General features: G+C 46.4%; 10 protein-coding genes. 3 read left to right on the forward strand and 7 right to left on the reverse strand.

Annotation, left to right across the window (positions count from 1 at the left end):
- Positions 1 to 30: 30 nt before the first annotated feature.
- Positions 31 to 426: a cytochrome b562 gene (locus CWC22_RS19830; protein WP_138537912.1), complete on the reverse strand. Its 396-nt coding sequence runs from the start codon at positions 424 to 426 to the stop codon at positions 31 to 33.
- A gap of 81 nt (positions 427 to 507) precedes the next feature.
- Between CWC22_RS19830 and CWC22_RS19835 the strand changes: the two genes are divergently transcribed.
- Together CWC22_RS19835 and CWC22_RS19840 are read left to right on the forward strand one after the other, a co-directional pair.
- Positions 508 to 1,557 carry an ABC transporter substrate-binding protein gene (locus CWC22_RS19835; protein WP_138537913.1) on the forward strand — a complete coding sequence of 350 codons (1,050 nt, stop codon included), beginning with the start codon at positions 508 to 510 and terminating at the stop codon, positions 1,555 to 1,557.
- Positions 1,558 to 1,746: 189 nt separating this feature from the next.
- Positions 1,747 to 3,390 carry a S8 family serine peptidase gene (locus tag CWC22_RS19840; RefSeq protein WP_125557096.1) on the forward strand — a complete coding sequence of 548 codons (1,644 nt, stop codon included), beginning with the start codon at positions 1,747 to 1,749 and terminating at the stop codon, positions 3,388 to 3,390.
- Positions 3,391 to 3,456: 66 nt separating this feature from the next.
- Here CWC22_RS19840 and CWC22_RS19845 read toward each other — a convergent pair whose 3' ends face one another.
- From CWC22_RS19845 to dnaK, 6 genes are all read right to left on the reverse strand, one after another.
- Positions 3,457 to 4,275, reverse strand: coding sequence for a DMT family transporter (locus CWC22_RS19845; protein WP_230090682.1), 819 nt, complete (start codon positions 4,273 to 4,275; stop codon positions 3,457 to 3,459).
- Entirely contained in the window at positions 4,272 to 5,225 is a 954-nt protein-coding gene (locus CWC22_RS19850) for a phosphotransferase (protein ID WP_138537914.1), read from the reverse strand. Before CWC22_RS19850 ends, CWC22_RS19845 begins: the two co-directional genes overlap by 4 nt.
- Positions 5,226 to 5,377: 152 nt before the next feature.
- The gene (locus tag CWC22_RS19855; RefSeq protein WP_138537915.1) at positions 5,378 to 7,630 is read right to left on the reverse strand and encodes an acyl-CoA dehydrogenase; all 2,253 of its coding nucleotides are present in this window, start codon (positions 7,628 to 7,630) and stop codon (positions 5,378 to 5,380) included.
- Positions 7,631 to 7,886: 256 nt separating this feature from the next.
- Complete coding sequence (gene ybaK, locus CWC22_RS19860) at positions 7,887 to 8,345, reverse strand: Cys-tRNA(Pro) deacylase (protein ID WP_125557104.1); 459 nt, start codon at positions 8,343 to 8,345, stop codon at positions 7,887 to 7,889.
- 584 nt (positions 8,346 to 8,929) lie between these two features.
- Positions 8,930 to 10,060, reverse strand: coding sequence for a molecular chaperone DnaJ (dnaJ, locus tag CWC22_RS19865; RefSeq protein WP_010381085.1), 1,131 nt, complete (start codon positions 10,058 to 10,060; stop codon positions 8,930 to 8,932).
- 229 nt (positions 10,061 to 10,289) lie between these two features.
- Complete coding sequence (dnaK, locus tag CWC22_RS19870) at positions 10,290 to 12,230, reverse strand: molecular chaperone DnaK (RefSeq protein ID WP_323744728.1); 1,941 nt, start codon at positions 12,228 to 12,230, stop codon at positions 10,290 to 10,292.
- A gap of 196 nt (positions 12,231 to 12,426) precedes the next feature.
- Between dnaK and CWC22_RS19875 the strand changes: the two genes are divergently transcribed.
- The gene (locus CWC22_RS19875; RefSeq protein ID WP_138537916.1) at positions 12,427 to 13,233 is read left to right on the forward strand and encodes an acyl-CoA thioesterase; all 807 of its coding nucleotides are present in this window, start codon (positions 12,427 to 12,429) and stop codon (positions 13,231 to 13,233) included.
- Positions 13,234 to 13,265: the final 32 nt, after the last annotated feature.

A 13,265-nucleotide genomic window follows, 5' to 3' on the forward strand; every position in this document is an offset into this window, starting at 1 on the left:
CCTACCTCCTGAAAACGCCCCTACTCAGGGTTACTTCCCGAATAATAATTCCCAGAACCCAGGTGGCTCATGCAATTCGTGATACTCCTTTCGCAACCCGTCAATCTGTCTGAGTAAATCTTTGGCTTGTTGCATTTTCGCCTGAGCCAGCAACCCTTGCGCCGTCTGGATAACATTTGACACCTTATCCAGTCCCTGAAGGGATTGCACTTTTACATCAGCTTTGAAATTGTGCTGCTTACTTTGTTGGATCAAAAGCAGCATAGTTTCGAGATGCTTGTTGATCTCTTCCGATTGTTGAGCCTCCATCGCCTGCTTGTAAGCATGTCCCATATTCTTCATCGTCTGATTCAAATCCTGACTTTGCTGTGCCACGACTGACGGCACAAAAAGCGCAGAACAAAGAAAGATTATCAACAGCTTCATTTTTCCCCCTTAATCAAGAATGGGCTAGTATATAAGTAAAAGCGCGGCAAACAAACTGTCGCACTGGCATCGAGGTGCACAATGAAAGTGTTAATTATGTCTGTTGTGCTACTGTTCGTGGCTTTTTCCCCCTGTGCACAAACAATCACTGTGACTTTCGTCAATCCAGGCCATAAACACACCAATCCAACTGGCGCATTCTGGCAAAATGTCACAAGAATCATGGAAGCCGCAGCACAAGATTTGGATATAGAACTCAGGACGTTGTACGCCGAGAGGAATCATATTCATATGAAGAAACTCGCACAGGACGCACTCAGTGGTAAAACCGACTATCTTATTCTCGTTGATGAAAAAGGCGTTATTACGGACGCACTGCTTACCGTACCAGGTGAGCATAAACGCGTCGCATTTTTACTGAATAGCCCGGATAAACTGGCACTAAAGCGCATCGCAGCCAAAGGCATTGGCGTACTTGGTTCCGTTACACCTGACAACTATCAGGCAGGTCGACTGCTAGCCAAACTGCTCCATGACGCTTTACCCGACAGAACAAAGCAATCAAGCGAGCGCTACGTAATGCTTGCTTTACTGGGTGATGTTGCCACAAATGCCGCAATTGAACGCGAACAAGGCTTGCTTGGCTACACTAATCGTACTTATGGAGTAAACCTGGTTGAGCGTATTGATGCACAATGGTCTGAACAAAACGCCTACGAGCTGGCATTTGGGCTGCTGCAACGGTTTCCAGATACCCGCCTTATCTGGTGTGCAAATGATGCCATTGCTCGCGGCGCTGCGCGGGCTGCATCTGAGCTCAATATGAGAGAGAATGTTAAGGTTGGGGGCATAAATTGGGATTTAGGTCATGAAAACGTCATCGATGTGTCACTGGGTGGGCATGTATTATTAGGCGGCTACTTGTTAACAGAGATTAGAAAATTCCATGACCGCAAGATTAGCGCTATTGGAGAGCAAAAAATTGCAATCTTTAGGCCATATTCAGAAAAATTTAGCCCTTTGTATCGCGCTATACACAGTGCTGAATTGAATGACATTGACTTTAAACAGTTCACCACTGGTGGTCAAAGTTACAATATTAAGACACTGAATCAGCAATTAAAATTTTAATTTTTTTATTCGAAATATAAAAAATAAAATGCCACACAAGTTGCATTTGCAACAAATTTCAATCTACGAACCATCCACAAAAAGTATAAAATTTCCTCAGCAAAATTTTCCTCATTTTTTCATTATTGACAGCGCTGGCATTCCCTGTTTTAGTTATAAGGGTTAACAACATGTAATATAGGTAAACTTATGAAAACCAAAGTTCTAACAAGCGTAAAATACTCTTTGCTAGCATTGGGTGTCACAGCAGCACTCGGCACAGCACAGGCGTCTGAAACACAACGTGTCATTGTCACTGTTAAAGATTCTGCAGTAGCCAACACGCTTCCATTGCGTGTATCTGGTGCCGAACTTGCTCAATTCAAAGCACAAGGTCTTGCTAGCATAGCTACACAAGCCAACGCCGAAGCAATTGAGACATTGACAAGCGTAAATGCGGTGGTCATGGAGCTAACTCCAGAGCAATTATCAGCTCTTGAAGCGAGCGGTAACGTTGCGTCAATTGAAGTTGACCCTAAGCGTTATCTGCCACAGGTCACTGAGGGCTCTATAGTTCCACTTGCTGAATCTGTCCCATATGGTATCACCATGGTTCAGGCGAACCAGGTAAGTGACAGCAGTGCGGGTAACAAAAAAGTCTGTATCATGGACACAGGTTATACACGTGGCCACCCAGATCTGCCAAATACAGGTGTGACTGGCAATGACGGTCACGGTTCATATAATACAGGTAACTGGTATCAGGACGGCAACGGCCACGGTACGCACGTAGCCGGTACTATTGCTGCGCTTGGCGGCAATGGACAGGGTGTGGTAGGTGTTAACCCATCAGGTCAGCTTGGTTTACATATCGTTAAGGTCTTCAATGACCAAGGTCGCTGGGCATATGGCTCTGACCTAATCAAAGCGATTGAGCAGTGTGAAGCAGCAGGTGCAAATGTTACCAGCATGAGCTTAGGCGGCAGCGGCAGCTCGACTGCTGAGCGTAATGCTTTCGCATCAAGTGCACAGCGCGGCATGCTACATATTGCGGCTGCAGGTAACGGTTCAAACAGCTCATTTAGCTATCCAGCATCATATGATGCAGTCGTCTCGGTCGCAGCCGTCGACAGCTCTGAGCGCGTTGCGTCTTTCTCACAATATAACAGCCAGGTAGAAATTGCAGGCCCAGGCGTGAGCGTAAATTCAACGTGGAATGACCAAGGCTACAAGAGCATCAGTGGTACTTCAATGGCTACACCACACGTATCAGGCGTAGCAGCACTGGTATGGAGTAACTTCCCTCAGTGTAGCGCGGACCAAATCCGCTCGGCGCTTAATGCAACAGCCAAAGACAAAGGTTCTGCCGGACGTGACAACTACTACGGTCACGGTATCGTACAGGCTAAAGCCGCCTATGATTACCTGGTAAATGCGGGATGTGGCGGTCAGCCAGTTTTGGTTGCGGATTTCAACGCGACATCAAACGGCCTGAGTGTTCAATTTAGCAACAAATCAAGCGCTGGAACTTACAGCTGGAGCTTTGGTGATGGTAACTCCAGCACACAAACCAGCCCAAGCCATACTTACGCACAAGCAGGTACTTACAACGTCACATTGACGGTTAAAGGCGCGAACAATAAGACCGCGTCGAAGAGCCTGAATGTAACAGTAACTGACGGTAGTAACGGCGGTGGTTGTAGTGGTGTTGAGGCGTGGAATGCCGGAACTTACTATAACACTGGCGACAAAGTATCGTACAGCGGCTACGAATATCAGGCAACCTGGTGGTCACTAGGTGCACGCCCTGACATTTTCAGCAATGTATGGCGCAAAGGCGCACAATGTAAGTAAATCAATAAAAGGCAGCGCTCATGGATGAGGTTGTCGCTCCTGGAGCAAGCAAAATAGCTTGCTCCATTAATATAAAGAGACCGTGCCGACCAAAATCACGGCGATACTTAACCATTGATAGTGCCTCAGTGTTTCCTTATAGAAGTACACCCCGAGCAATGCTGCGCTGGTGATACCAATAGCACGTTTAATTGCCTCCATCACGCCTGGCTGTAGCTGTTGCAAAGCCACCAATTGACACAACACAGCAAAGGCAAAGACTAATGCAGCTCCTCCCCATTGCCATTTATACTTCAATAACACGCCAGCACCTAACTCAGGTCTGAAAATCATCCCATTGATTAGCGCCACAGAAGCTGTAAGAAAAATCAAATGAAAACTCACCTCAGCATATTGCAGGGCCTGTTTGTCGAACACAATGCACATCCCCCAACACAAGGCTGTTATCAGGACATACCCGGCGCCCGGCTCACGGATCGCAAACCTGCCACCTTGCAGTATGAAAGAACCAAGTGTAATTGCACCTAAGGCCAGAACCTGAGCCTCAACGAGCGGTTCACCCAACCAAATCCAAGCAAACGCACCAGACACGACAGGTGTTACAGAAAGCAGCGGCAACATCACTGCAATTTTGCCAACTGCCAGACCGCGAATAAAACACACACTCCCAATCGCCGCGAGCAAACCACTTATCGTACCCGGAACGAAGTACTCGACTTCTGGTAAAGGTGCTTGCAACCAACCCCAGTAAATGAGGTAGCCAGGCAGTACCAGCAAACTGAAGATCACTGACATCAAAGGTGCACTGACCTGCTGAGCCAGTTGCTTTCGTAAAAAGTCAAAACAGGCCCAGCAAATTGCACTTATTAACGCACTCAGCATCATGCCTCACCAAGTTGCGCAAGGCATAATTCGCTCTGAGAAAACATGTAAGCGGTCAGTTTTTGATGATCGGGCTTCCAACCCATTAAAAAGCGTTGGAAATCAGCCCAGACATATGGCCATAACGCCCGCCAGCTTTTCTCTAGTTCGGCAATTTGCTCGGTCGACCAAACCCCGGACAAAGCACGGCCTAATTGCTCAAAATAGCTATCCAAACTCGCCAGTGATTGCATTTCGAGCTCTCGGCCACTGTATAAACTGGTCAAGAGTAACATTACATCAGCTACCCCAACTCCCAGACCAACATGCTGAAAGTCATAACCCAATGCCTGCTTTGAGCTAAAAGCAAAGTTGGCTAGCTTCGCATCGCCATGAATTAAAGTTTGATAAGGACAATCAAGCAACCTTTGGTTGATTACTTGTGCATTATTTTTAAGCTTGCCGGAAACCATACGTTCGAATTCATCCGGACGCGTGTCCAGATGCCAGTAGTTTCCTCGCGCAACCCCTGCCAGTATATCAGGGCCGACAAGCCCAACCGCATGAAAGCGTGCGAGCCAAGTAAGCATGTGATCAAGATGGACACGAGACGCAGCGGTTATATTGTGATACCCCTGCGCTTCAAAATCACTAAGCACCAGAATAAAAACCTCGTTCTGATGTGCCAACGCTTTAACCTCAGGCAATGCGCAAACTGCGATATAATGCTGCGCTGTGTGTCGATAGAAGTTCAATTCCTTCTCATAAGATTGATATTTTCGACGCAAAGAATGGGCGCTCTGGGTAATATGGCGATGCGCCAGTTGTGCTGGTACAGTGGCCACTTTGGCAACGAGCAACTCACCCTGATAAGTAAATTTATGAATGTAACCACAGCCACTCCATAATGCCTGGGCTTGCTGTGTGTCAGGAAGCATGGTCATAACATGCGAGACAAGTGCGGAGGTTGACATGGCGTTCCTTGAGATTCTTGTGACGTTTACCCGTTAACTTTCATAAACAGTGTAACACGTCTGCCCTGCTCTCCCCAGACACAGTGCCGCTGCGCAGTCACAAAAAAGCCCCGAATAAATGGGGCTTGAAAGAGACAAACTAATAAATTAATTTATTGATTTACCGCCGATTTTACTACACTTGATGAATCAGCTTCGTCAATCAAGTTTAGGTCAAAGTCAAACTCATCAACCCGAATGGCTTTTTCACGCTTACGATTATAATCAATCAACTGAGCGTACTCTGTTTCATTAATGACTTTGGCTATCAATGCATTGTCCAGTGTTTCGTAAAAACGAACCCCAGCTTTGATCTCACGCTTTTTGAGTGCTCGCTTAACTTTACTCAACAGGTCCAGGCATGCAATTTTAGCCTTATAAGCCTGCTCGTTAATGTCGTGGCCGTCACCAGCTTGCGGCTTAACTAAATGCGTTAACTGAGCCTTAAATGCGGTATCCAATTGCGCAGCCGTCGCCAGTTCACGTATCATGTCGTCGTTGATACGCGGCATAGAATGACCGAACTGCATAGTCAGCACCCGCATGAACTTTCGTGTACCAGGTGCCGGAAAGTTATCCAGGAACTTATGCAGTGCCTGCTCGGCTTCGACCAACGCGTAACGTGTTGCATAATGGAAATATGGTGCAGCAGCCTCACGGTCTGTCACTGCTACTTTCTGCTCGTAATACTTGATAGAAGCCATGGCAGCATATAGGTAGCTCATTACGTCACCCAGACGAGCAGATAGCATTTCAGCTTGCTTAAGCTTGCCACCCAGAACCAGCAAAGAGAAATCGGCATACACAGCCAGCTTGGCTGACAAACGCTGTGCCGCTTTTTCGTATGCCTGTACTTCTGGCAAACTCGAGTTACTACTCGCTGTAAATGGCAGTAGCCCTAGCTTGAATGCTCGTAAACTATTCGCAACACTATACCCTACTGTCTTACGCAATATCTTGTTAAAGGTTTTGTCTGCATCCGCTTCTTCACTGTGGATTGCCTCAACCATTGATTGCAGATAAGGGTGACAACGCATAACCCCTTGACCGAAAATCATTAGGTTTCGAGTAAGGATGTTGGCTCCTTCTACGGTAATCGCGATAGGCTGTGCGACATAACCACTGGCCAGCGTGTTTTGCGGACCATTCTGTATGGCCTTACCGGCCAAAATATCCATGGCTGAATCCAAAACATCCCGACCCGTTTCTGTCATGTGGTATTTGGCAATAGCAGTTACCACTGACGGCTTCAGACCCATACCCAGACCTTCCGTTGTCAGTACACGCATCGCTTCTTGAAGATAAGTTTTGCCAGCGATGTCCGCAAGCTTTTCCTGGATCCCCTCAAACTGACCGATTGCCAGCCCGAATTGCTCACGTACCGCCGCATACTCTGACGCCGACTTCAACGCAACCTGACTGGTAGAAACGCCCAGCGCTGGCAAAGAAATACCACGCCCAGCACCCAGACAGCTAACTAACATCTGCCATCCGCGACCAATATTTTGCTGACCACCGATAATGAAGTCCATTGGGATAAACACTTTTTCGCCGCGCGTAGTACCGTTGTAGAAACGGATACCCATTGGATCGTGGCGGTTGCCCAGCTCAACACCCGGATGCGATTTGGGGATCAACGCACAGGTTATTCCCAAAGACTCTTTGCCACCGAGAAAGCCTTGCGGATCTAGTACTTTAAATGCTAATCCCAGTACTGTCGCAATAGGCGCGAGTGTGATGTAACGTTTGTCCCAGGTTATTTCCAGACCAAGCACTTCTTCACCGTTATATTGGCCTTTAGTGACAACACCCTGATCCGGAATGCCACCTGCGTCAGAACCTGCCTCAGGGCTGGTCAATGCGAAACAAGGAATATCGGTACCATTGGCAAGCCGAGGCAGATAATGTGCCTGCTGCTCTTTGGTTCCGTAATGCATTAGCAACTCACCAGGCCCCAAAGAGTTTGGAACCATGACAGTAACGGCAACCGCAGACGATTTTGTCGCTATAGTGCCTACAATGGTTGAGTTCGCATACGGGCTAAACTCTCTGCCACCATACTCTTTAGGAATAATCAAAGAGAAGAAGCGCTCTTTTTTCAAAAATTCTAAAATGTGCTCTGGCAAATGCTTCTCGTTCTGGATCACAGAATCATCGATCATCGCCATTAATTCTTGCACGGGACCGTCCAAAAACGCTTGCTCTTCACTGTTTAATTTGGCTTCCGGCACCGCACGCAATGCGTCAAAGTCTGGTTTCCCGCGATAGATTGAGCCTTCAAGCCATACATCACCCGCATCGAGTGCTTCTTGTTCAGTCACCGAAATGCTTGGCAATATTTTTCTTAATTGTGTTCTTAAACTCATAATAAACTCATCCGACCAGATTGATATAGTTACATTACGGCATAAAATTCCGTTTAGATCAATTACTCTATGCTATTTTTTAACGGCTTTTTTACTGAAAGGTCTGAGTTGTTTAAAAAAATTCTAAATAATTAATAGCTTACAAGTGTTCGCTGAAACCAGCCAACTGACTATTTTTTATTCAAAAAAAGAGGGGGAAGAAAAACACTATTTTGTTCATTAGAAAGCAGTCAAAGGTAAGATAAGAGTAGATGGCTTAAAAATCAGCAACCTGGGCTAAGCACAGCGTTTTAAGTGCTGTCGGACTAAGCGCCAGCTCTAAACCTCGTCGTCCCCCACTAACATAGATCGTGTCATAGTTGAGTGCAGAGTTGTGCAAAATCACTGGCAAGCGTTTTTTGTGTGCAAAGGGGCTGATACCGCCCAGTTGGTACCCTGTCGCATTCTCGGCTTGTTGTTGCGTTGCAAGTTGTGCTTTTTTGCCTTTGCAGCTTTTAGCAAACGCTTTTAGGTCAACCATTTGAGTAGCAGGTGTGACAGCAACACTTAACCTGCCATCAACACTGATAACCAGCGTTTTAAACACTTTATGCGGCTCCAGCGCCAATGCCTGAGTCGCTTCGTGTGCAAACTCCGTGATACCCGGATCGTGCTCGAACTTAAGCACCTCAAAGCTGATCTTATGCTTGTTAAGTAACTGAATAGCGGGTGTCATATAAGTGTTTCCTGCCCCTTATCATAAAAATTCTATAGTACCTCACCAACAGCAGTCTGCGTTAGGAAGAATAGTCGAGCACATTATGACGAGAAAATTGCGACATTTTTGCCATAAACTTCAGTACCAACTCAAGTTTTGTTAATCTGCTGAAACAAGTTTAGTCGCTTCAGTCAGACATAATCCTCCACAGGTTACTTTTAACCCTATCTTAAGGTAGACAAAACGCCAAATTAGACTAAAGTCTTATTAACTCTATACGCACTGTATTATTGCGCGGGAGAGTCGTTATGAACAAAGGTCTTGTTCGTATCGCAGCCGTATATGCGGTTAGCTACTTTGCTTTGTCTTTCTTAACCAACGAATATTATTTTTGGGAAAGCAGTGTGGCCTGTGCGTCCAAGTGTAAGCGACTAGGCTGTACCGATGGGCTTCTTTTAACAGGACACAGTCGAACAGTACTGGCTTGTAAGTGTACTGGAGATATGGATTATCTCATGCTGTTAAACTGAGAGAAAACGGCGCCATAAAGCGCCGTTTTGTTTTTCTGATATGCCTGTCAGCTCAGAGGTAAACCTCTGACATTATTTCGTCAGGTCATCAAAGAACTTCTTTACGCCGTCAAAGAAGCCTTGCGCCTTCGGACGATTTTTTCCTGCATCACTGCCCATGCTCTCTTCAAGCTCTTTAAGCAACTCTTTTTGTCTCTCATTAAGATTGACAGGCGTTTCGATCACGACTTTACAAATTAAGTCGCCCACAGCACCACTGCGTACCGACTTCACGCCTTTACCGCGCATACGGAACATCTTACCAGTCTGGCTCTCTGAAGGTACTTTAAGGTTTGCACGACCATCCAGAGTCGGAACTTCAATCTCACCGCCCAAAGCCGCTGTGGTATAACTAATCGGTACTTCACAGTAAAGATTGTTACCATCTCGAACAAAGATGGGGTGTTCTCTCACGCTCACCTGAACATACAAGTCACCTGCAGGTGCACCGTGCATGCCAGCCTCACCTTCTCCAGATAACCTGATACGATCGCCCGTATCAACACCCGCAGGGATTTTAACTGACAATGTTTTGGTTTTTTCAACGCGACCCTGACCGTGACAGCTATCACATGGATCAGAAATAACCTGCCCACTTCCCTGACAGGTAGGACAAGTTTGCTGAACGGCAAAGAAACCTTGTCTCATCTGGACCTGGCCGGCACCATGACAGGTAGGACATGTTTTTGGTTTAGACCCAGACTTTGCGCCACTGCCATCACAAGGTTTGCAAGAGACCCAAGTCGGAACCTGGATTTCGACTTCTTTGCCGCGTACTGCATCTTCCAGGCTCAGATCTAAACTATATCGCAGATCTGCACCGCGCTGCTGGCGTGACTGACGTCTTCCGCCACCAAAAATATCACCGAATACGTCCCCGAAAATATCACCAAAATCAGCACCGCCGCCAAATCCACCATGGCCTGCACCACCGTTTTGTTCAAAGGCAGCATGGCCGTATTGATCATACATCTGGCGTTTTTGACTATCTGATAAGACTTCGTAGGCTTCTTTTACTTCCTTAAACTTTGCTTCCAATTCAGCATCGCCCGCAGTTCTGTCTGGGTGATACTTCATTGCAAGTCGTTTATAGGCCTTTTTAATGTCACGTTCACCGGCGTCTTTTGATACCCCAAGAACGTCGTAATAGTCTTGTTTTGACATAGTTCTCACACAATTATTACTGAGCGATCAGCCATTGTGATGACCGCCTGGCGAATATTTGTTTGATTGCGCTGCTTATGAGACTTGCCAGCTCCGTTCACAATCTACTTATCGCCTAAATTTAAATACGTCAGAGCCTGCTTACCTCTGCCATTCATTAGAACTTGAAGGATAAACAGGCCCTGTTTAGCACCGCAGGCTAAGCCTGTGGGCAATGATAAGTCAACAATTACTTGTCGTCTTTCACTTCTTCAAACTCGGCATCTACTACATCGTCGTCAGCCTTGTTTGCTTGCTGCGCACCTGCGTCACCGCCAGCTTGTTGCGCCTGAGCTTTCGCCTGAGCAATTTCCATCAGCTTCTGAGACTTTTCTGCAAGTGCCTGAGTCTTAGCATCGATTTCTTCTTTGCTTTCACCCTTAATGGCTGTTTCCAGCTCAGACAGTGCGGCTTCGATGGCTGTTTTGTCATCAGCTGGTAGATCATCACCTGCTTCTTCAACTTGTTTGCGAGTCGCGTGAACCATAGCATCAGCCTGGTTACGAGCGCCAACTAGCTCTTCGAACTTCTTGTCTTCTTCAGCATTCGCTTCGGCATCACGAACCATGTTTTCAATTTCATCGTCGCTCAGACCTGAAGATGCCTGAATAGTAATCTTCTGCTCTTTACCTGTGTCTTTGTCTTTCGCAGAGACATGCAAGATACCATCCGCGTCAACGTCAAAGGTTACTTCAATCTGAGGTACACCGCGCTGTGCAGGGCGAATACCTTCCAGGTTGAACTGGCCAAGAGACTTGTTGTCACTTGAACGCTTACGCTCACCTTGCAGTACATGAATTGTTACCGCAGACTGATTGTCTTCTGCTGTTGAGAAAGTTTGAGACTTTTTAGTAGGAATAGTCGTGTTTTTCTCAATAAGCGCAGTCATGACTTGACCCATAGTCTCAATACCCAGAGACAGAGGACAAACGTCAAGCAGAAGTACGTCTTTCACGTCACCGGCAAGTACACCACCTTGAACCGCAGCACCAACCGCTACCGCTTCATCAGGGTTTACGTCCTTACGAGGCTCTTTGCCAAAGAACTCTGCTACTTGCTTCTGCACTAGTGGCATACGTGTCTGACCACCCACCAGGATGATATCATTTACATCGCTTACAGACAGATCTGCATCAGCGAGTGCACGCTTTAGCGGCTCGATAGACTGTGCAACCAGGTCTTCAACCAGAGACTCAAGCTTTGCACGAGTCAACTTCACGTTCATGTGCTTAGGACCTGTTGCGTCAGCAGTTACGTAAGGCAGGTTTACCTCAGTTTGCTGTGCAGATGAAAGCTCGATTTTCGCTTTTTCTGCAGCTTCCTTCACACGCTGCATTGCCAGCGGGTCAGTTTTCAGGTCAATGCCCTGGTCTTTCTTGAATTCAGCAACCAGGTAGTTGATTACGCGGTTATCGAAGTCTTCGCCACCAAGGTGTGTATCACCATTAGTCGCCAGTACTTCAAACGTGTGCTCACCTTCTACTTCGTCGATTTCGATGATCGAAATGTCGAATGTACCACCGCCCAGGTCATAAACAGCAACAACATTGTCGCCTTGTTTCTTGTCCATACCGTAGGCAAGTGCCGCAGCTGTTGGCTCGTTGATAATACGTTTTACGTCCAGACCAGCAATACGACCTGCGTCTTTTGTCGCTTGACGCTGTGAATCGTTGAAGTATGCAGGAACAGTAATAACGGCTTCTGTTACTTCTTCACCAAGGAAATCCTCGGCTGTCTTTTTCATCTTTTTCAGGACTTCAGCAGAGATCTGAGGTGCAGCACGCTTTTCGCCACGTACTTCAACCCAGGCATCACCGTTGTCTGCTTTAGCAATCTTAAATGGCATAATGCTGATGTCACGCTGAACTTCTTCATCTTCAAAACGACGGCCAATCAGACGCTTGATTGCATACAATGTGTTTTGAGGGTTAGTCACAGCCTGACGTTTTGCCGGTTGACCTACTAACGTTTCGCCCTCTTCGGTAAATGCAATAACCGATGGCGTTGTGCGATCCCCTTCAGCGTTTTCGATAACGCGTGTCTTATCACCATCAAGTACCGCTACGCAAGAGTTAGTAGTACCTAAATCGATTCCAATAATTTTACCCATGTGAATCTTCTCCGACTTCAAAAATTCGTTGTTCTGTTAGATGACTTGATAAATAGGGGCGGCAATTTGTAATTCAAGCGTCTCAACAAAAAAAAAGTGGTTTTTTTTGAAATTTTTTTGCCATGCCGTTTTTTTCATCAAAAATCAGCGAAATTTGACTTTTAACTTCTGGTATGACCAGATAAGAGACACTAAAGACCAATCAAAAGTAAATGCAATGACATTTGACCAACTCATCTCCCTGCCTGAGCTAAAACACGCTCAGGCGCAACTTCCATCATTACCTGCAAGCTGGGGACAAGGTAGAACCGTATTTGGCGGCCTTTCAGCTGCTTTGATGTTACAAAACATGTTAAATCAACTTGACGATCAAAATAGACGTCTGCTTTCTTTCAATTGCAATTTTGTCGGCCCACTTTTGAGCGAAACGCCATTTGAACTCAATACTCAGCTATTGCGTGCCGGTAAGAATGCAACTCAGATGCAAACCACCATTACTCAGAATGACCAGGTTTGCCTTGTTGCACTCGCCTGCTTTGGTAAACCGCGCACATCTGCTATCACAGTCCGTGCACAAGACGAAAGTACACTGAAAGAAATTAATGACAAACAAACGCTGCCATATATTGAAGGTGTAATGCCGGCTTTTATTCAACACATCGATCTGAATCTGCAACAAGGTGCCTTGCCGTTTAGTAATGCCAGTTCCAGTCATATAGGTGGTTGGATGAAATTCAAAGCGCCTGCACAGCCGCATTTGTCTGTACTCCACCTACTTGCACTTGCAGATGCCTGGCCTCCGACTCTGCTGCAACTATGCAAAGGCCCTACACCCGCAAGCAGTATGTCCTGGTACGTTGAGTTCTTAGATGATGTTGAATTACCGGGCACTGAATGGTTCGCAATGGAGGCTGTTACGCATCAGGCAGAACATGGCTATGCCATAGAAGATGCTAAGTTATTCTCACAAGATGGAAAGTTACTGGCATTGAGCAGACAGACGGTAGCGGTATTTGACAGTTGATTAAAGCCACTAAGTCACTCACACTATATGTA

Origin of the sequence: Pseudoalteromonas rubra (assembly GCF_005886805.2) — a bacterium.
Taxonomy (GTDB): Bacteria; Pseudomonadota; Gammaproteobacteria; order Enterobacterales; family Alteromonadaceae; genus Pseudoalteromonas; species Pseudoalteromonas rubra_D.

Bases quoted from the DNA above. Each gene is read 5' to 3' on its own strand.
- CWC22_RS19850 (WP_138537914.1), bottom strand. From the start codon at position 5,225: ATGTCAACCTCCGCACTTGTCTCGCATGTTATGACCATGCTTCCTGAC.
- CWC22_RS19845 (WP_230090682.1), bottom strand. From the start codon at position 4,275: ATGATGCTGAGTGCGTTAATAAGTGCAATTTGCTGGGCCTGTTTTGAC.
- dnaJ (WP_010381085.1), bottom strand. From the start codon at position 10,060: ATGTCAAAACAAGACTATTACGACGTTCTTGGGGTATCAAAAGACGCC.
- CWC22_RS19830 (WP_138537912.1), bottom strand. From the start codon at position 426: ATGAAGCTGTTGATAATCTTTCTTTGTTCTGCGCTTTTTGTGCCGTCA.
- CWC22_RS19875 (WP_138537916.1), top strand. From the start codon at position 12,427: ATGACATTTGACCAACTCATCTCCCTGCCTGAGCTAAAACACGCTCAG.
- CWC22_RS19855 (WP_138537915.1), bottom strand. From the start codon at position 7,630: ATGAGTTTAAGAACACAATTAAGAAAAATATTGCCAAGCATTTCGGTG.
- ybaK (WP_125557104.1), bottom strand. From the start codon at position 8,345: ATGACACCCGCTATTCAGTTACTTAACAAGCATAAGATCAGCTTTGAG.
- CWC22_RS19835 (WP_138537913.1), top strand. From the start codon at position 508: ATGAAAGTGTTAATTATGTCTGTTGTGCTACTGTTCGTGGCTTTTTCC.
- CWC22_RS19840 (WP_125557096.1), top strand. From the start codon at position 1,747: ATGAAAACCAAAGTTCTAACAAGCGTAAAATACTCTTTGCTAGCATTG.